The organism is Mesorhizobium ventifaucium (assembly GCF_935822925.1).
Lineage (GTDB): Bacteria > Pseudomonadota > Alphaproteobacteria > Rhizobiales > Rhizobiaceae > Mesorhizobium > Mesorhizobium ventifaucium.
In genome coordinates, this window is the sequence record NZ_CAKXZS010000004.1 from 147861 (window position 1) to 166126 (window position 18266).

Here is an 18266-nt window from a genome sequence, read left to right on the forward strand (position 1 = left end):
GTAGCGGTAGTCGGGAACAATCGCGCCAAACTGCCGTTTGGCAGTATCATCGCGGGAGGAGGTGTTGCAGCGGATCGTATCAGGAGCACTGGCGGGACTTGCCGCCACGATGGCGATGACCATCGCCATGAGGCACCTTCACCCGTTGCTCGACAACCGGGACCGTTATCCTTTGCCGCCGCGCGAGATCGTCGAACGCGTCGCAGCCGCCGGTGACGAGCAGGACGCGCGAACGAGCACGCTGCTTGCCCATTTCGGCTTTGGAGCCGTGACCGGCTCGATTTTTGCGCTTTTGCCCATGCGCCGTGGCAACGGCATCCTTTATGGACTCGGCGTGTGGGCGCTCAGCTATCTCGGATGGATTCCCGCCGCCAATATCCTCGCGCCAGCCTGGCGGCACCCCGCCTACCGAGATCTTCTGATGCTGGCTGTCCATGTCGTCTGGGGCGCTACCCTCTCCAGATCTCTGAGCGAACTCGAAGCCGCAAGCACCGAAGTGTTTGGTCGGCCCACCCGCCCAAGGGCGGCGATATCGGAAATTCGTGAGAAGCCAGGCTGACGGCTCCAATGCCATCAGTCCGCAATGCGCTCAGAGATCGAGGCAGACGGTGCCTTGCGGCCGGCTGCAGCAGGCCAACACAAGACCAGCCGCCTTCTCTTCGAGGCTCAGTCCTCCAAGGTCGTCCATCGCGACTTCACCCGACAGCTTGATCGTCCGGCAAGTTCCGCAAAAGCCCTGCTGGCATGCGGTAGGAATGTAGAGGCCGCTATTGCGCGCCGCATCGAGCAGGGTCTCTCCAGGCGCACACAGATGCTCCACGCCAGACCGGGTGAAACGGACGCAAGTTGGGCCAGCGACAGCCGATTGCAGAGGCATGGAATTGCTCGCACCGCCGAAACTTTCCTCGTGATATTGCGAGGCCGCGATGCCACTCTCCGCGAAACAGGCCCGAACCGTCTGCATAAACGGTTCGGGGCCGCAAACGTAAGACGTGCGCTGGTGAAGGTCCGGAGCCAGCCGCAGGAGCATTGGGCCGTCGATCCGACCCATAGGGCCCTGCCAAGCCGAACCTTCCTGGCTGCAGATGAAGCTTACATCGACATTGGAGAATCGCGCGGCAAGCGCCTCCAACTCGGAGCGGAAGGCGATGTCGCCCGCCGTCCGGGCGCAGTGAATGAAACGGATGTCATGGCCAGATGCCCGGTCGGTTAGCGCCCGCAGCATCGACATAACGGGAGTGATGCCGCTGCCGCCCGAAAGGAAAAGCGGCTTCTCGCATGGTAGATCGTCGAAGTTGAAGTGTCCGATCGGCCCTTCGATTTCAATGTCGTGGCCCGGCCGGAGATTAGTCGTGAAGCCAGTTGGAAACAAGCCCGCCCTTCATCCGCTTCACCGTGATGTGCAGGTCGAGCGGTCGAGTCGGCGGCGACGACACCGAGTACGATCTCGTTACCCGGGTGCCGTCGATCGTCAGGTGCACGACCAAATACTGGCCTGCACTGAAGCTGAACATGTGGCCGGAAGCGGCTGAAAGGACGAACGTCTTGACGTCGTGCGTCTCATCGATGACGCGCCGGCAGCGCACGACCTGCCTTGAGCCTTCCGCCCATTGCCGTTGACGCATCGCCGGAGCGAAGTAGGTGGTCGAAAAGGACGCATGTGCGTTCATGACTAGACTCTGCTTGACCCGGCCAGAATGGCAGCCGGGACACTTTCAAAAAAGCGGCAGATGTCGACTTAACAATCGGGTATCCCGATCTAATTTTCCATGGACATGACGGCCAGATGGAGCGCGCGGATCCCTCTGCGGATGATCGGCTCGTGCTTGCGGTGCGCCAAAATTGCGGTGTGAACGGGCTGCTGAAGCGCGGGCGCACCCTCGACGACGAAAGACGGCCGCTCGGCCGTATAGCGCCGCGCGTCGTCACTGCGCATATAGCAGGTGCCTCCGGTCCGCCGCAGCATCGCTTCGGCGAGCGTTTCCGAGCCCATCGACAGCCGGCCTATTGCCAATTGCGGCAGTGCCTCGGCGTGGGCCTTTTCGAGCACGACCGTGTACCCTGGCCGGATATATGTATCCGGATTGACCTCTGACAGGACCCTGGCTGCAGTAGACACCATCACATATTCTTCGACCATGAGAGGATCGTAGGAGATTTCAGGCAGGTATCGGGGCGCGTAGACCACAGCAATATCGAGGTTTCCCAAGCTCAAATCGGAAATCATCTGCGGTGAATAGTCGGATTCCACGTGAATTGACGATTTTGGCAGCACCTGGAACAGAGTTTCCACCCAACCCGGCAATATCGATCGCGTCATCCCGACCTGCGCAGCGACGCGCAAGGTGCCTTCGAACCGGTTAAATGCCCGCACGTCATGGCGGGCCTGTGACCATGTCGACACCATGGCGCGCGCATAGGCTTCGAAACGTCGCCCCGCCGCGGTCGGTTCGGCGCCGGCGCGCCCTCGCAGGAAGAGCTCCGAGCCGATTGCCTGCTCCAGATTCCTGATGCGGGTGCTGACTGTTGACTGCGTTACGCCCAGACGATCCGCCGTACGGTTGAAATTTCGCGACTCCATGATGTCGAGAAAGGTCTCGATGTGATCCAGCTGCATGCCGCCTCGCGATCGAAAAATCCGATCGTATACCCGAAATCACAAGCTTGATCAAATAATGCCCGAAGCGGAAGCTGCGATTGAAGAAGCCGGCCACGTTAGCCGGCCTGCCAGGCCGGGGAGTTGGATAGGGTGTTCATAGTCGATTGCGATTGTCACAATTACTGGTCGAGCGCGACGGTGCTCGAGCCCTATCTTTCCGGCGTCTGGAAAGACATGTTCACGGAAGGCGAGAAAACTGGTCCGAAGGGCGCCTTCCCGCACGGGCACCGTCCGTGGTTTCACCCGCAGGACTTTTCCCGCAAGGATGTCAGGCCAGAAACCGAAGCCGACAATTATCTCATCATGAAGCAAAAGCACCTCGACAAATACAATGTCGGGGCCGCCATCCTCACCGGCGACGAGCCGATAGAAGCTTCCACGCTGGCAAACCCCTACTACGCCAGTGCGCTGGTCAGCGCCTATAACGACTACCAAATCGCCGAATGGCTTCCCAAAGACAGCCGCTTTATGGGTTCCATCATCATCGCGCCGCAGGATCCCAAGCTCGCAACAGCCGAGATCCGCCGCCTCGGCAACCATCCGCGTATGGTACAGGTTCTGGCCTCCCAAGGCTCGGTCAGACCCTACGGCGATCCGTTCTACCATCCCATTTTCGAGGCTTGCGCCGAAGTCGGGCTCCCATTCGCGATCCATCTGGGCGGCCATGGCGGCATCAACTGGAACGCGGTTGCGCCGGCTCCGACGACCTTCTTCTGGGAGACGCACGCCATTCTTCACATGTCGGCCTTGTCGCATGTGGCGAGCATGATCGCGCATGGGGTATTCGAGAAGTGGCCGGATCTGTATTTCGTGATCATCGAGTGCGGCGTGGCCTGGGTTCCGTCGGTATTGTGGCGCCTGGACGCAGACTACAAAGCGCTGCGCAAGGAAACGCCGTGGCTGAAGATGCTGCCATCGGAATATTGCCGGCGCAACATCCGCTTTTCCACGCAGCCGCTGGAGCAGCCCGCGAACATACAGCATCTCTGGTCCACTCTCGAAGCAATGGACGGCGAGAACACGCTGATGTTTGCCTCCGACTACCCGCATTGGGACTATGACGATGCCAACACGCTGCACATCCCGCCCGCCTGGAAAAGCAAGATCATGGGATTGAATGCGCTCGAGGTCTATAAACGCATTCCCCGCACGCAAGCGGCGAACGCCGCGTGACGGGAGCAAACTATGGCTGAGAAGACATACATTTGCCGGGTCGACGAAATCGAGACCGGAATTCCCTACATCGCCAAAATCCGCAGCCTTTCAGTCGGGGTTTTCCGCATCGGAGATTCATTCCATGCCTTGCTGAACGTTTGTCCGCACCGCGGCGCTCCGCTTTGCGAGGGACCGCAATGCGGCACCACGGCGCCGGTCGACCAAGCGCAATTCATCTACCACCGCGAGAACGAGATCGTGCGCTGCGCCTGGCACGGCTGGGAATTCGACATAAAAACTGGTGCGGCCCTGGTCGATCCGGGCGTACGAGCCCGTACATTCCCAGTCACGGTGGAAGCTGGTGAAATCTATGTAACGGCGTAAGATTAGTGTCGAAAACGCGGAAATCGAAACGGGGCAAATCGGCTGAATCCGCCAGATCTGCTCGATAGTGCCAACAACAAGAATGCGGGAAATCCGCAATGGGAGGAACCAGTGTCAGAATCTGAGTATAAACTGCGCCTGGCGCAAAATCTGATCGGCCGCGGCAAGGTTTCGCGCCGTGATTTCATCCAGCTCGGGCTGAAGGCCGGCCTAACGGTCGCCGCCGCCGACACGCTCTTCGTGAGCGTGGCGCGGGCCGAACCGCAGCGGGGCGGCTTCGCCAAGCTCGGCATGGCGCATGGCGCGACGACGGATTCGATCGATCCGGCCGGCTATCCCGATACTTTCACGCAAACCGCCTTTTCGGGCGCCATGTCCAACAGCCTGACCGAGGTCGACGCGAAAGGCAGCATCCAACCGGACCTTGCCGAGAGCTTCGAGACCTCGGACGAGGCGACGACATGGGTCTTCAAGCTGCGCAAAGGTGCGACCTTCCACAACGGCAAGACCGTAACAGCGGACGACGTGGGCGCTCGACCAGATCGTACAGGAAGAGATCCTGAAGCTCCTTATGCGGCTGCAACAAGAATTCGGAGTCAGCTACATTTTCATCACGCACGACATCGCGACGGTGCGGGCGATCGCCGACGAAATTGTCGTCATGCATCAAGGCAAAGTCGTCGAGCAGGGGCTCAAGACCGAAATCCTGACGCCGCAGCATGCTCCGTATACCGAACTGCTTCTCTCCTCCGTGCCGGAGATGGATCCAGACTGGCTGACGAAGCTGCTGGAAGCCCGGGAGCGCAAGCGGGTCGGCGCGGCGAATTGAAATCCCAACACTCTTACGAATAGGGAGCAACGGCTCGTAGGTGCGACGGATACTACTCGTTTACCATCCGGCATCATTCCACCGCTCCCCCGCGGGTCTACGCGTAGCGGTCGTGGCGGCGCACCCAGTCCATTCCCTCAGCTTCGTTGCGCCCCTTTGGCATGAGGTCGAGCATGGCGTAGGTGCCCATCATCACCTCTACACCGCGGCCAAAGGTGGAGTAGGTGTGAAAGACGTCGCCAGCCTCATCCTTGTAGAAGGCGCTCAGGCCAGGCCATTCCTCGCCGGTTTCCCGCCATTCGCCAAAATTGTAGTCGATGTGCCCGGTGGCGACCTCTTCGGGCGTGAAACTGACCCGGAAATCGTAGTTAAACGGACTGCCGTTCGAGGACACCCATCGGAACTGCCAGCCCATACGCCTGCGATAGCGCTCGATCTCGGCAAGCGGCGCTCGCGAGACGGCGATCATGGTAACATCGTGATGCGCCAGATGCTTGTTCATGCCGTCGGTGTGATCAGCCATGAACGAGCAACTCGGGCAGCCTTCCTCCCACCCCGGCGCGAACATGAAATGTTGCACGAGAAGTTGTGAGCGGCCGTCGAAGAGATCGGCGAGCGCACGCGGACCATCCGGCGTGTCGAACAAATAGTCCTTCTCGATACGCACCCAGGGCAGGGCGAGCCGCTCGCGTGCGACCTTGTCGCAAAGATGCGTGAGTTCCTTCTCCGCTCGCAGCAGGCCCCGGCGGGCAGCCAGCCAGTCATCGCGTGAAACAACAGCGTGTTGCATTGTCAGTCTCCTTTGGTTTGGGCGACGGAAGTGTTGCGGTGCTGCGAACGGGCGGAAAACAGCTTCAGCCACGGCGATACGTGAAAGAGGCTCATCAGCAGATACATCAGGGCCATGTCGTTGATCGGCATGAAAGGCGAGGCGGCAGAGCACATGGTCATGCCCGCCGAGCCGACAGCAGAAATCCACGCCATCAGTGCAAAGGTCGGTGCGGCGGCGAGCCCGAGCCAGCGGCCAAGATCGACCGCCTGCCCGAGCAACGGAGTGGCTTTCTCTTTTGCTGCAAAAATCGTCATTTCGGTCCTGTGGTCGAATTCGCCGTTTCCACGGTTTCGATACGAAGAGGCTAGTTCGGGCAGACGGGGAACTGAGAGTTACAAGTGTGACGGGATTTCAATGTGGGGGTGCAAACGGACCTGCAGCAAATCGCCTACCGCAATCATTGCGGTTCGGCAGCGCTTTAGCCCTCAAATCCAACGTAATCTGACCGCTTGGCCGACACGGACACCGAATGACGCGACGCCTGGCCAATGGTATTTTTAATGGAAGGCTAATATACATAGGCGCTCGAACGAGCAGCGCCTGCCAAATGCTTGAGGAGCGCCATGCGAAGACTCGTCTTCACTGCGATCTGTATAGTCACCACAACTGCCGCTAGCGCCCATGATTGGTACGAGGACAAGGTTGACCCACTGACGAAATTCAAGTGTTGCGGTGGCTCTGATTGCCGCGCCATACCTCGCTCGTCGGTACGGTCCAGGATAGACGGTGGTTACACTTACTTGCCGCATAATTTCGCCATTCCGCGTGACCGTGTGCAGGAATCCCCGGATGGCCAATACCACATCTGCGAGAGTACTTACGTCATAACCAATCAGCTGTATTGGCGTTGCTTTTTCGCACCTCGCGTAAACGTCTCTCTAATTCTCCTACATTAAAATACTGCCTGAATTCCTTGCCGCCCGGACAAGTGGAACTGGACCAGCCCCAGCGCTTCGGCGGAGAAGCAGCCGTTGTGATCGATCATCCGGGGAACATTTTCGTCGGCCTTCAATTTAAACAGAGAAGCTGGTTTGGAGCAGATCAATGGGCATTTTTTCCGATCTCAACAAGAAGCTGACGGAAAATCTCTACGCGCACGGTAACGACCTTATCGATCCTGCTGTGGATCTTCCCGAGAGCGTTGAGGAACGGGTCGAACTGTTGATGCCGTTCGTTCAGCCGGAGGCTCGCGAGTTGGTCCGCTCGCAAATCCTTGGCCTCATTCATGAGTACAGAAATGAAGGTTCCGCTCCATCGAGTTAGAGACCGTTGGAAACTCTACTCTGGCGGCCAAACTGATGGCGTTTTCTGCGCTGCCTACAGCGCCGCGCGTCCTTTGGACGCGCAAAGGACGCTGTAGCGCTTTTGGTTTTGCGCATGATCCTTTCCGAAAATCTTCCGATTGTCGGGGTCATGCGCGGGCACACGGACCAGCGCATGACCCCGGAAACAGATTTCGGTTTCATCGCGCAGGTCGCTCCGCGGTCCGGTTGACGAAGCCCCCCTGTACTCTAGATCAAGTTGCACACCAAACTCGTGGTCACGCGGCGCCGGGAGGACAATTGTCTGGGAGCAACGCTGCAAGCGCGCACTATAATCACCAGTAAACGTCGCCGCCTTCGACTTGAATGCCTATCATCAACCCTGAGCAGCTGGCCGAAAGACGTGTGCTTTTTGCAGCGCCGGAAAAACATCGACGATATGGAAGAGATACGCGCCGAATAGAACGGCGACGATCTCGTGGTTACCGCTACCGAAGATCGGGGTCCGATGAGAATTCTCGTTGTTGGAGCCACCGGCTTGATCGGCGCTTCAATCTGCGCCCGCCTCGTTTCCGAAGGACATGAGGTCGTCGGCATCGTCCGTCGCCCTCGGGCAAATGCAGCCCGTGATTACCAGGCCTTGGTGCTGGATATGGCCGCCGCGCTACGCCCTGAAGATTGGCTGCCGCATCTGACTGGCGTCGATGCCGTCGTGAACTGTGCCGGCGTTCTGCAGGACAGCCCTCGCGAAAAGACCGGGCAAGTCCATCGCGATGCGGCGGGGGCTCTTTTTCTCGCCTGCGCGCGGGCCGGCGTTGCCAAGGTGATCCACTTCTCGGCAATGGGTGTGGATCGGGCACAGCCTTCGACGTTCTCGGCAACGAAATATGCCGGCGATCAGGCGCTCATGGCGCTTGACCTCGACTGGATAATCCTTCGCCCTTCCGTTGTGCTCGGCCGGCCTGTGTTCGGGGCCAGTGCATTGTTCCGCGGCCTGGCCTCGCTGCCGATCCTGCCATCAATGCCAGATACCGGCCGGCTACAGGTCGTGCAGCTCGAAGATGTGGTCTCGACGGTCGTCTTCTTTCTCAATCCCGGCAGTCCGTCTCGTATGGCGCTGGAACTTGCCGGTCCCGAACAGCTGACCATGGATGAGATCGTCGGTACTTTCCGCCGCTGGCTCGGCTGGGCTCCCGCAGCCAGACTGGTCTTGCCGGGATGGCTTGCGCGGCTTCTCTACCGCCTCGGCGATCTTGCCGCGATGCTCGGCTGGCGGCCTCCGATGCGCACCAACGCCGCCAGGGAGATCACGCGAGGTGCGCTCGGAGATCCATCGGACTGGATTTCCCAGACCGGCATGCGGCCACAAAGCCTGGCGCAGTTCCTCGCGCTCAATCCGGCGACGGTGCAGGAAAAATGGTTTGCCGGGCTTTATTTCACCAAGCCTGCAATCTTCGTCGTTCTGCCGTTCTTCTGGATCATGACAGGGATTGTGTCGCTGACCACTGGCTACGGCAACGGCATCGACCTCATGCAAAGCACGGGGGCTGGCATGTTGTCGGCGCCTGCCGTGATCGCCGGCGCTCTTGCCGACATCGTCGTCGGCGCACTCATAGCCTGGCGGCCAACGGCGCGAAAAGGTCTCTACTCTGGCATCGCGCTCTCGCTGTTCTATCTGCTCCTGGGCACGTTGCTGCGCCCCGACCTGTGGAACGAACCGCTTGGGCCGTTTCTGAAGGTCCTGCCGATCATCGTCCTTCACTTCGTTGCCTTGGCGATCCTGGAGGAGCGCTGATGCTGTATTTCGTGCTGAAGTTCCTGCATGTCATCGGTGCCAGCGTGCTGCTTGGCACCGGCGCCGGCATCGCGTTCTTCATGCTTCTCGCCCACAGGACCGGCAATGCGGCAACAATTGCGGCAGTGGCGCGCATCGTAGTGGTCGCCGACTTTCTCTTCACGGCAACTGCCGTCGTGGCGCAACCGATAACCGGCGTCGCGCTCGCCTGGCTGGCGGGCTACTCGCTCTCCGAAGGCTGGATCGTGCTGTCCATCGCGCTCTATATCGTCACCGGTGTGTTCTGGCTGCCGGTGGTATGGATGCAGATGGAGATGCGCAATCTGGCGTCCGAAGCCGCCAAAGCGGGGGCCCCGCTGCCGGCCCGGTATAGCAGGCTTTTCTGGCTGTGGTTCGCCTTTGGCTTTCCCGCCTTTGCTGCCGTGCTCGGGATTTTCTGGCTGATGATCGCGCGGCCGGCGATCGAGTGGTAACGCCTTGCCGCGATAATGCATGTCGCGCCAAAGCATGCCCTCGGGCTTGACTGAGGGTGCGCAGCGATTTTGCGACAATGATCATCCATAAAACAACAACTTGAAGCCCGTCGCATGAATCCGTTCAAATGCGACACGCTTTAGATGTCGTTGCTTCGATTTTCGGCACTGGAACATCTTTCCCATGAATGCGTTCGGCGCGGATGGATCAACCCGCGCGCAAACGCCGACATTCAGCCTTATCCGTGACTGAAGCGGATGTTCTCATTCTTGGCGGTGGACCTGCGGGGCTGGCGGCGGCTATCTATCTCGGCAGGTTCCGTCATCGGGTCGTCGTGGTTGACGCGGGTGAATCGCGCGCGATGCTGATTGCGCAAAGCCGTAACTGTCCGGGATTTCCGGAAGGGATCAGCGGCCCCGATCTTCTGCAGCGGCTTCGTTCCCAGGCCGCCAAGTTCGGAGCGACACTGGTCCAGGATCAGGCGTCATCGGTCGAGCCGACCGTAGGCGGGTTCGGCGCAGAGACCAACGGCGGGCGGATCGTCGCCCGCAAGGTATTCCTGGCGACAGGTATCGTTGACGTCGTGCCTGCAATTCCGCGTCTGCGCGAGGCCATCGCCAAAGGCAGCGTACGCCTTTGCCCGGTTTGTGACGGCTACGAAGTCATAGATCGTCAGGTCGCGGTCATCGGTCACGAGGCGCAGGTGCTGCGAGAGGCCCTGTTCCTCAAGCAGTATACGCGGCACGTCACAATGCTCGCACGATATCTTCCCGATTTTTCCGCCAGCACACGGCGCGTGGCCATGGAAGAGAACATTGCTGTTTGCGACGCATTCAAAAAATTTGTTCCCACCGACAGCGGCTACCAAGCCATCCTCAAGGACGGCGAGGTGCGCCATTTTGACGTCATCTATCCGGCGATGGGATGCCAGGTGCGTTCCGAACTCGCGCTGGCAATGGGCGTCAAATGCTGCGACGAGGGCTATGTCGTCGTCGATAAGCATCAGCGGACCTCGGTCGAGGGGGTGTATGCCATCGGCGACCTGGTCAAGGCCCTGAACCAGATCGCAGTCGCTTTCGGCCAGGCTGCGATCGCCGCGACAGATGTTCACAATGACCTCGCCCTCGGGTACGAATAGCTCTCGAAACCTACCTCGCTAGCGCAGCATGGCTGCTAGCACGAAGGCGGCGGCCGCTACGAGAACGACTGCGGCAATCACCAGCACCGGCCAGTTGCTGCGAGGCTGAAGATCAGGCTCGCTTCCTACCGGCCGCATGGCATCGCCGAAGCTTGCTTCATTCGTGAACTCGGGCTGTCGCCGTGGACGAGCCTCGGCGACAGGATTCGGCACATCTGCCGCTTCGGCGTCGGTCTCTTCAGGTGCGGCGGCAGGATCGAACCCGGGGGTCTTATCCTGTGTCGCCCCGGCCTGAATATCGCCTGTCGCTTTGGCGGGCGTCTGATCTCGTCGTGCGGCCATCATGGTGTCTCCCTGGCAACCAAACTTCGATCTGCCTCAGCGGTTCCCGTCTGCGCCGCATATGCTGAACACACCCGATTTTCTGAACAGGCCCGATTTTCTGAACAGAATTGGCGCTGATCCTGCTTCTCCGGAACAGAGGGCGCCATTCGCAGTTGTGTTTGGATCATTGCCTGGTGAGTTGGCCATGCCGTCTGCACTTGAGCAACTGGCTCAATCCGTGAAAGAGCGACGAGCGATCTTGTTCGTTGGGGCGGGGGTGTCGATGAGCGTCGGCCTGCCATCCTGGGAGAAGCTCATCGAGCATATGGTGGATGAACTCGGCCTCGATCGAGACGAGGTCGACAGGCCTGAGTCCAGTTACCAGGCTCTTGCCGAATATTACCGGCTGAAGCATGGCAGTCTCGGCCCCTTGCGCAGTTGGATGGATCGCGAATGGAGCGTCTCGCGGGAAAAAGTCAGGGGATCGGCGATCCACAAGCTGATCGTGTCACTCGATTTCCCGATCATCTACACCACCAACTATGATCGAAACCTTGAGGTTGCGTTCGAGGTCCACGACCGCGCGTTCGTAAAAGTGGCCAATGCCAAGGATATCGCCAAGGTGAACGGCGAGGTTACCCAGATCATCAAATACCACGGCGATTTCGACGACGATGCATCGCTGGTTCTGGCGGAGTCCGACTATTTCGAGCGGCTCTCGTTCGAATCACCATTGGACGTGAAGTTTCGCGCCGACGCACTGGGGCGCACCGTCCTGTTCATCGGCTACAGCATGTCAGACATGAACATCCGTCTGTTGCTGTATCGGCTTTGGGAAACCTGGCGCCGGTCCGGTTATGAAAAGAATCGTCCGAAGTCGTTCGTCTTCATGCCGCAGCCGAGCGTCGTCCAGGAAGCGGTTCTCGGACGGTGGGGTATCGACATGCTAACCGAGGAGGCCGATCGGCCGGAGGATGCTCTGGTGGCATTCCTGAGCGAACTCAAGGACGCGACGGACCAGGCTTAGCGCGTATGCGTTCGGCCGGCCGGGAACATTGTCGATCGTTGCGACGTTCATAGCCGCGAAGGGATGCTGTTTGCGGAGGCCTATAATGGGCCAGTTCCAAATGATCGATCTCGTTTCCGTCATCGAAGCCTGCACCACCGACCGCGCCGCAGGGCGATTGGTGTCGATGGCCAAAGCCGTCGAAGAGTTGCGGGTGCTGACCGGTGATTTCATCTCGCCGGACGAAGTTGTGGCCAACGCCCTTTCGCCGGTGGCGTGGGAGCGCGGCTGCGCGGTCCTTTTCGACGAGCAGCCGGGCGCCGATATTCTGCACGCGCCATGGCAAGATGCCTGACTGATGACGCCTGAGCGTGCCGAATATCGAGAGCCGCGCCGGCCGGGCGCTGCACGCATCGCATATGCCGCCGTCGGAAGCGCTGGCGGCGGTACCGCAACAGGAGTGTTTAGCCACAATCCGTGAAACCGGAGAAATGCTATGAGCAAAAACGAGACCCGTTACGAACATGGCGCGACCAAGTACCCGGCCAAGAAAGATGCGGACGCGTCGGATCAATTTTCCCAGGAGGCAGCCGGCAACAAGAAGCCTGCCGGGGGGATGGGCCTGACACGGTCAAGCAACGAGGTGGAGGACAAAACCCATCAGTCCGAAGGGCAGAACCCGCCCAGGCAGTCCACGCCCAGTGCAGCGACCGAAAAGACATCCGGCGCCGGTCCGTCGATCGCCGAGCGTTCCAAGGACGCCAAGGCTCCGAAGAGCGGCCGCCAGCCAGGCGCCTACGTCAAGGACTAACCCGCGAGGGAACTCAGCCCATCATCGTCTTCAGCGGCTCCCGAGCGAGGTTTGCTTCGATTTCCTTGCGGCCCGGCGTTTCCCGCAGGGCTGTGAGCATGTTCTTGCGATATTCGTCCGGCATGCGCGGCGGCAGCATAGGTTCATACGCGTCGACGACCGCCTCTATGATCACCGGGCCTTCCGCGGCAAACGCGGCATCAAGAACCCCATCGACGTCCTCAGGCCGGGTGACGCTGTAGCCGTTGCCCCCCATAGCTTCAGCGGCCAGGGCGAAATCGATCGGCTGGAGTTCGCAGGCAAACTGCGGGTTGCCGAGGAACATCATCTGCTCCCAGGCGATCTGGTTGAGCATGTTGTTCTTGATCACCAGAAGCTTGAGCGGAATCCTGTAACGCACGGCTGTCGAAAATTCGCCAAGCTGCATCGCCAGCCCGCCATCGCCCACAATCGCGAAAACCGGCCGGCCCGGAAAGGCGATCCCGCCGGCAATCGCATAGGGCAGCCCGCAGGCCATCGATGCCAGCGAGCCCGAGACGGCGAAATCCTGTCCTGCCTTGATATCGATATGACGGGCGGCAAGTTCGGTGTTTTGGCCGGAATCGCTGGCCAGGATCGCATTGGCCGGCATTCGGTCGCCGAATGCCTTGACGACTCGTTGCGGCTTGAGCGGCACGTCGTCCCTGCTTTCCGCCTCGGCCATCATCTTGCGCCAGCGCTGTAGGCTCTGCTGCGCATCTTCGAGAAAGGCTCTGTCCTGCTTTCGGCTTCAGCCTTTCATTGAGCAATTGCAGCGTGATGGCCGCATCGCCGACAAGGCCGGCCTCGACGGGATGGCGAAGGCCGATGCGCTGCGCGTTGCGGTCGATCTGCACGCCGCGCGCCTTGCCCGGCTTGGGATAGTATTCGATGTAGGGGAAGGTCGAGCCGACGATCAGCAGCGCCTCGCATTCCTCCATGATCTCCTGCGAGGTCAGCGAGCCCAATATTCCTATTCCGCCCATGACGTGCGGGTGATCGTCCGGCAGGACGGCTTTGCCGAGCAAGGCCTTGGCGACGGGTGCGGCGAGGAGTTCCGCCGTCCTCTCGAGTTCGGGCTTCGCATGCAGCGCGCCGCGCCCGGCAAGTATCGCCACCTTCGAGGCTGTGTTGAGGATGTCAGCTGCAAGAGCAAGCTGGGCTTCGTCGGGTCGCTTGTCCCCTTCGAACCACCGTTCGGGCGTGTGTCTTGGAAGGTTGCGGGGCGAGCGCTTTGCCGACGTCTGTTCCTGCACGTCGCTGGCTATCGAGAGATGGGAAACGCCGCGTCCCGCAAGCGCGGAACGACAGGCCAGGCCGGCTACGTTTTCCATATGCGCTGCGTCGGTCACCTGCGTGTTGAAGACGGTGACGTCGTTGAAAACGCGGGTGAGATCGACATCCTGCTGCGTGAACGTCTCGATCAGGTCGTGAAATTGCATGCCGGTTATGGCAAGGACCGGCGCCTGGTCGAGCTTTGCGTCGTAGAGGCCGGTGAGCAGGTGAGTGCCTCCTGGCCCTGAGGTGGCGAGGCAGACACCGAGCTTGCCCGTCCATTTGGCATAGGCCGTCGCCATGAAGGCGGCGGATTCCTCATGCCGCACCTGGACGAAGCGTATTTTGTCCTGCCTTGTGCGCAGCGCCTCCATGATGCCGTTTATGCCGTCCCCCGGCAGGCCGAAGATCACGCGCACGTCCCAGGCGATCAATGTGTCGACAAGGATCTCGGCAGTGTTGGGCATGGTTGCCTCCTGTGTGTGTGTTTTGTCCCGAGCCTGCAGCTTTACGCTCTCGCTGCGGCGTGGGGCTCAGACGTGGACATAGGCGATCAGTCGCCGAACGACGGAGATGCCCTGATGTTCCATCGGAACACCGCGAGGAGAAGACCGACGGATTATGGCAGATGCGGATGAGCAGCCCGGAGTCGATGAGCGATGGACGGTTATTCGGCCGCCATCTCGGAACGATCCCGCCGCCCTGCCATTATCGCCATAAGGACAGGCTCAGATCGTGGTGGCCCACGATTGGTCCCGCTTCGGCAAGGACCGTTGCCACCTGCAACACCGGGAAGTCGACGATTGCCGCCAGCGATCTGGGCCTCAAATCGAACGCAAGGTACCTTGGAGGAAACCAATGGTTGGACGCAGAACCCATGAGCAGCAATTGCGCATCATTGAAAAGCGGGAGAACACGAAGGGCGCCGGCAAGGATTTCGACGCAGAGGCTGACCTGAAGCGATCAGCAGCGGAACGTGAAGCGCTGCGCAAGGGGTCGGAAATCACGTCCAAGACACCCGACCTCGTTGACCCTGACGATCGCAACATCCTTCGCGGAGAAAATCAGGAGAGCGTTCATCACAAGAACCGTCCCGACGACTAAGAATTGGAGCGAGGCCCATGGCAAAAGGTGGCAAGAAGCACATCGGAGCGGGTGCACGGGGAAAGGGTTCTGGTACAGGTGCCATGACCACGACCCCAAAGGATCAGCTCGAAGAAAACCAGATCCTGTCCAACCGCGACAAGGCTCAGCATACGAAGGAACGCGGTCTGGATTCCAAGCAGATCGCAACTGAGCAGCGCCAGGATCACGCTGCCAATCGTTTGCGCGATTGAAGGGCTCGCTCGCCGCTGGGGCGCGGTTTGGCCAGTAGAGAAAGATATCGCCGCGCTCGACGATCTCCATCCGTCGGCCCTTGCCAGCCATGGCGTGCCCCATCGGCTGTCGGCGAACGGGCTAGCCGGCAGATCGCATCGACGATTTGCTCTCGAACTGCTCTGCCTCACGCAGCAGCCGGACCACCTCTGCGTCGGTGGTCTGCGCGAAATCCTCATAATACTGGCTCACGGCTCCAAACGGCTCGGGCGTCGCGAGACAGACCACTTCGTCCACATCGGCTTTGATAAGGTCCAGCGTGTCCTGGGGTGCGACCGGAACGGCCAAGACGACATGCGCGGCCCGATCCTTCCTTAGCGCCTTGAGCGCCACTCTGACCGTGCCTCCGGTCGCAATGCCGTCATCGACGACGATAACGGTCCGGCCCAGGACCGAAGTCGCAGGCCGGCTGCCGAGATAGAGGGTTCTGCGGCGCTCTATTTCGAGCAGTTGCCGCTGTTTCTCTGCTTCGACGTAATCGTTTGACGGCCGGACCAAAGCCATCGCCTCCTCGTTGAGGACGAGCTGCGGATTTTCCCCGTCGACGATCGCGCCGATGCCATATTCGGAATGGCCCGGCGCGCCGATCTTGCGCACAAGCAGCACGTCGAGCCGGGCACGGAGCGCCTTCGCCACTTCGAAGCCAAGCGGCACGCCGCCGCGCGGCAGCGCCAGCACCAGTGGATCGGTTGCCGCGAACCTGGTCAAAGCGGCGGCAAGCTGGCGCCCCGCATCCGTTCGATCTTTGAATCTCAAGGCGTCAAAGCTCATGGTCTTCACCCTTTTGGCCCTAGCATCGCGCTACTCAGGCCCGGATTGTCGAAAACACCCAGGCCGGTCGCACTCCTCGACCAAAATTCCTTGCCGGCGAAACGATGATCGGAGGCAATTGTTTCGTCTCACCCTGGTAAAAATTTTGCCGAACCATACGATTGGCCCCCCGGTTCTGCTGCTGGCCCGGAGGGCCACCCAGGCAAAGGGCTTATACCGTGGGCCAGGCGCGCGACAAAAACGCTGCTGGAACAATCGATCGCCCTGCTGCGTTCGACTGTTTTACTCCTGTCGGGAGTGCTCGATGGCGCCACGCCCTTTCTGGAAAGGCTATCTGAAGCTTTCGCTGGTGACCTGCCCGGTCGCGATGACGCCCGCTACCACCGAGAGCGAAAAGGTCCGGTTTCATACGCTCAATCGCAAGAGCGGGCATCGGGTGGTCAGCCAATATGTCGACGCCGTCAGCGGCAAGCCCGTTGCTGAAGACGACGAGGTGAAGGGGTACCAACGCGGCGAGGACGAATACGTCCTGCTCGAGGACGATGAGATCGACGCGGTCGCGCTGGAGAGTACGCGCACCATCGACATCGACATGTTTGTCGATGCCGACAGCATCGGCTGGATCTGGTACGACAAGCCGCACTATCTCACCCCTGACGACCCGGTTGGGGAGGAGGCATTCTCGGTCATTCGCGACGCGATGAAATCGACAGGGACGGTCGGAATATCGCGACTGGTCATGTACCGCCGCGAGCGCGCCGTCATGCTTGAACCACGAGGCAAGGGCATCGTGCTGTGGACACTGCGCTATGGCGACGAGGTCCGCGATCCCGAGGATTATTTCGGCAAGATCGACGACGTCAAACCCGACCCGAAACTGATGGATATGGTCTCGGCCCTTATCGATGAGCGAACCAGGCAATGGGATCCCGCCATGACCGGAGATCCCGTCCAGGCGCGGCTGCTGGAGATCATTGCCTCGAAGAAGAAGGGCAAGAAGGGTCCGGCCAAGGCGAAGGTCAAGGCCGAGCAACCATCCAGCAACGTGATCAACATCATGGATGCGCTGCGCAAGAGCATCGGCTCGGAGGCCGGAAAGCGCAAATAGGCGCCTGGGAGCAGGGAGCACAAGGCAGTACAATGAAGGTCTTCCGTGATGGCGGGTTCACCTTGCCGCTCGATACGCCTCCAATGGAAGCCAAGGCCGCCGATGCGATTCCCGAAGGAGACGGATGGCAATACGAGCGCAAATGGGATGGTTTTCGCTGCCTGGCATTCCGGCAGGATGATGCGGTGGAGTTGCGCGCAAAGTCAGGCAAGCCGCTCGGACGCTATTTTCCCGAACTCGTCGAGACATTGAAGGAACTACCGTCGCGCCGTTTTGTCGTCGATCATCTCGGTCGATGGCAAGTTTTCGTTCGACGCGCTCCAAATGCGGCTTCATCCCGCCGAGAGCAGGATCCGCAAGTTGTCCGCCGAAACCCCGGCGCACATCGTCCTGTTCGACATGCTCTGCGACGAGCACGGAACCGTCTGGTTGGCCCGGACCCTGAAAAAACGGCGAGCGATCCTTGAGGCTTTCGTCGCTTCGGCAAACCGCAAGAACATCGTGCTCTCGCACTGTACGCGCGATGTGAAGGAAGCCCGCTCCTGGCTAGGGGATGCCGGACATGGGGCGACAGACGGCGTGGTCGCCAAGCGGCTGGACGGCCCGTACCAACCGGGCGTGCGCGCGATGGTGAAGGTAAAGCGGCTGCGGTCGGCCGATTGCGTGGTCGGCGGCTTCCGCTATCTCAGCAACAGCCCGCAGGTCGGCTCATTGTTGCTGGGTCTCTATAACGAGGCCGGCAAGCTCGATCATGTCGGCTTCACCTCGACCATTGCCAAGGACGACAGGACCGAGCTTACCCGCAAACTCGAAGCCATGCGCGAGCCACCCGGCTTTACCGGAAAGACGCCGGGTGGGCCGAGCCGCTGGAGCACCGAGCGCAGCGGCGAATGGGAGCCGGTCCGGCCCGAACTGGTGGTCGAAGTACGCTTCGACCACGTCACCGGCGACCGTTTCCGGCATGGCACCAAGTTCCTGCGCTGGCGGCCGGACAAGGCACCAGAGCAATGCACGTTCGAGCAGATCGCCTGATTATTCCGATGCATGC

General features: G+C 60.3%; 21 protein-coding genes and 2 pseudogenes. 15 read left to right on the forward strand and 8 right to left on the reverse strand.

Annotated elements, in window-relative coordinates; all coding sequences use genetic code 11:
- Positions 1-64 precede the first annotated feature (64 nt).
- Positions 65-559, forward strand: coding sequence for a DUF1440 domain-containing protein (locus NMG70_RS04280; RefSeq protein ID WP_254023378.1), 495 nt, complete (start codon positions 65-67; stop codon positions 557-559).
- Between the two features lie 30 nt (positions 560-589).
- On the opposite strand, the gene NMG70_RS04285 is transcribed toward NMG70_RS04280, so the two are convergent.
- From NMG70_RS04285 to NMG70_RS04295, 3 genes are all read right to left on the reverse strand, one after another.
- A complete protein-coding gene (locus NMG70_RS04285; RefSeq protein ID WP_254023379.1) occupies positions 590-1372 on the reverse strand; it encodes a flavin reductase family protein in 783 nt (260 codons plus the stop codon).
- Positions 1347-1670, reverse strand: coding sequence for an FAD-binding oxidoreductase (locus NMG70_RS04290; RefSeq protein WP_254023380.1), 324 nt, complete (start codon positions 1668-1670; stop codon positions 1347-1349). The genes NMG70_RS04285 and NMG70_RS04290 overlap by 26 nt, the downstream gene beginning before the upstream one ends.
- Positions 1671-1759: 89 nt before the next feature.
- Positions 1760-2617, reverse strand: coding sequence for a LysR family transcriptional regulator (locus NMG70_RS04295; RefSeq protein ID WP_254023381.1), 858 nt, complete (start codon positions 2615-2617; stop codon positions 1760-1762).
- 132 nt (positions 2618-2749) lie between these two features.
- Here NMG70_RS04295 and NMG70_RS04300 point away from each other — a divergent pair, with 132 nt between their 5' ends.
- The 3 genes from NMG70_RS04300 to NMG70_RS33195 all read left to right on the forward strand — a co-directional run bounded on the left by NMG70_RS04300 (position 2750) and on the right by NMG70_RS33195 (position 5050).
- Positions 2750-3832, forward strand: a complete 1083-nt coding sequence (locus tag NMG70_RS04300) for an amidohydrolase family protein (protein ID WP_254023382.1) — start codon at positions 2750-2752, stop codon at positions 3830-3832.
- Between the two features lie 12 nt (positions 3833-3844).
- On the forward strand, positions 3845-4198 hold the full coding sequence (locus tag NMG70_RS04305) for a Rieske (2Fe-2S) protein (RefSeq protein ID WP_254023383.1): 354 nt from the start codon (positions 3845-3847) through the stop codon (positions 4196-4198).
- A 111-nt stretch (positions 4199-4309) separates the two neighbouring features.
- Positions 4310-5050 carry an ABC transporter substrate-binding protein gene (locus NMG70_RS33195; RefSeq protein WP_436798349.1) on the forward strand — a complete coding sequence of 247 codons (741 nt, stop codon included), beginning with the start codon at positions 4310-4312 and terminating at the stop codon, positions 5048-5050.
- 74 nt (positions 5051-5124) lie between these two features.
- Here the strand turns inward: NMG70_RS33195 and NMG70_RS04320 are convergent, their stop codons facing one another.
- Together NMG70_RS04320 and NMG70_RS04325 are read right to left on the reverse strand one after the other, a co-directional pair.
- The gene (locus NMG70_RS04320) at positions 5125-5817 is read right to left on the reverse strand and encodes a DUF899 domain-containing protein (protein WP_254023384.1); all 693 of its coding nucleotides are present in this window, start codon (positions 5815-5817) and stop codon (positions 5125-5127) included.
- 2 nt (positions 5818-5819) lie between these two features.
- Positions 5820-6113: a hypothetical protein gene (locus tag NMG70_RS04325; RefSeq protein WP_254023385.1), complete on the reverse strand. Its 294-nt coding sequence runs from the start codon at positions 6111-6113 to the stop codon at positions 5820-5822.
- Positions 6114-6903: 790 nt separating this feature from the next.
- Here NMG70_RS04325 and NMG70_RS04330 point away from each other — a divergent pair.
- The 4 genes from NMG70_RS04330 to NMG70_RS04345 all read left to right on the forward strand — a co-directional run bounded on the left by NMG70_RS04330 (position 6904) and on the right by NMG70_RS04345 (position 10528).
- Positions 6904-7122 (forward strand): hypothetical protein, encoded by a 219-nt coding sequence (locus NMG70_RS04330; protein ID WP_254023386.1) that lies wholly within the window; start codon positions 6904-6906, stop codon positions 7120-7122.
- Positions 7123-7629: 507 nt separating this feature from the next.
- On the forward strand, positions 7630-8916 hold the full coding sequence (locus NMG70_RS04335; RefSeq protein ID WP_254023387.1) for an SDR family oxidoreductase: 1287 nt from the start codon (positions 7630-7632) through the stop codon (positions 8914-8916).
- The gene (locus NMG70_RS04340; RefSeq protein ID WP_254016907.1) at positions 8916-9389 is read left to right on the forward strand and encodes a DUF2269 family protein; all 474 of its coding nucleotides are present in this window, start codon (positions 8916-8918) and stop codon (positions 9387-9389) included. Before NMG70_RS04335 ends, NMG70_RS04340 begins: the two co-directional genes overlap by 1 nt.
- A 245-nt stretch (positions 9390-9634) precedes the next feature.
- On the forward strand, positions 9635-10528 hold the full coding sequence (locus NMG70_RS04345; RefSeq protein ID WP_254023388.1) for an NAD(P)/FAD-dependent oxidoreductase: 894 nt from the start codon (positions 9635-9637) through the stop codon (positions 10526-10528).
- An 18-nt stretch (positions 10529-10546) separates the two neighbouring features.
- On the opposite strand, the gene NMG70_RS04350 is transcribed toward NMG70_RS04345, so the two are convergent.
- On the reverse strand, positions 10547-10870 hold the full coding sequence (locus NMG70_RS04350; protein WP_254023389.1) for a hypothetical protein: 324 nt from the start codon (positions 10868-10870) through the stop codon (positions 10547-10549).
- Between the two features lie 187 nt (positions 10871-11057).
- Between NMG70_RS04350 and NMG70_RS04355 the strand changes: the two genes are divergently transcribed.
- From NMG70_RS04355 to NMG70_RS04365, 3 genes are all read left to right on the forward strand, one after another.
- Positions 11058-11879, forward strand: coding sequence for an SIR2 family NAD-dependent protein deacylase (locus tag NMG70_RS04355; RefSeq protein ID WP_254016901.1), 822 nt, complete (start codon positions 11058-11060; stop codon positions 11877-11879).
- An 85-nt stretch (positions 11880-11964) separates the two neighbouring features.
- The gene (locus NMG70_RS04360; RefSeq protein ID WP_254016900.1) at positions 11965-12213 is read left to right on the forward strand and encodes a hypothetical protein; all 249 of its coding nucleotides are present in this window, start codon (positions 11965-11967) and stop codon (positions 12211-12213) included.
- 141 nt (positions 12214-12354) lie between these two features.
- Positions 12355-12669: a hypothetical protein gene (locus tag NMG70_RS04365; RefSeq protein WP_254023390.1), complete on the forward strand. Its 315-nt coding sequence runs from the start codon at positions 12355-12357 to the stop codon at positions 12667-12669.
- 13 nt (positions 12670-12682) lie between these two features.
- Here the strand turns inward: NMG70_RS04365 and NMG70_RS04370 are convergent.
- Positions 12683-14429, reverse strand: a pseudogene (locus NMG70_RS04370) (thiamine pyrophosphate-dependent enzyme).
- Positions 14430-14820: 391 nt separating this feature from the next.
- Here NMG70_RS04370 and NMG70_RS04375 point away from each other — a divergent pair.
- Complete coding sequence (locus tag NMG70_RS04375; RefSeq protein ID WP_254023391.1) at positions 14821-15066, forward strand: hypothetical protein; 246 nt, start codon at positions 14821-14823, stop codon at positions 15064-15066.
- 17 nt (positions 15067-15083) lie between these two features.
- Positions 15084-15299, forward strand: a complete 216-nt coding sequence (locus NMG70_RS04380) for a hypothetical protein (protein WP_254023392.1) — start codon at positions 15084-15086, stop codon at positions 15297-15299.
- Positions 15300-15420: 121 nt separating this feature from the next.
- Here NMG70_RS04380 and NMG70_RS04385 read toward each other — a convergent pair whose 3' ends face one another.
- Positions 15421-16110: a phosphoribosyltransferase gene (locus NMG70_RS04385; protein ID WP_254023393.1), complete on the reverse strand. Its 690-nt coding sequence runs from the start codon at positions 16108-16110 to the stop codon at positions 15421-15423.
- A 304-nt stretch (positions 16111-16414) separates the two neighbouring features.
- On the opposite strand from NMG70_RS04385, the gene ku reads away from it, so the two are divergent.
- Positions 16415-17218, forward strand: coding sequence for a non-homologous end joining protein Ku (gene ku, locus NMG70_RS04390; protein WP_254023394.1), 804 nt, complete (start codon positions 16415-16417; stop codon positions 17216-17218).
- A gap of 32 nt (positions 17219-17250) precedes the next feature.
- Positions 17251-18250 (forward strand): annotated as a pseudogene (locus tag NMG70_RS04395) (ATP-dependent DNA ligase).
- Positions 18251-18266: the final 16 nt, after the last annotated feature.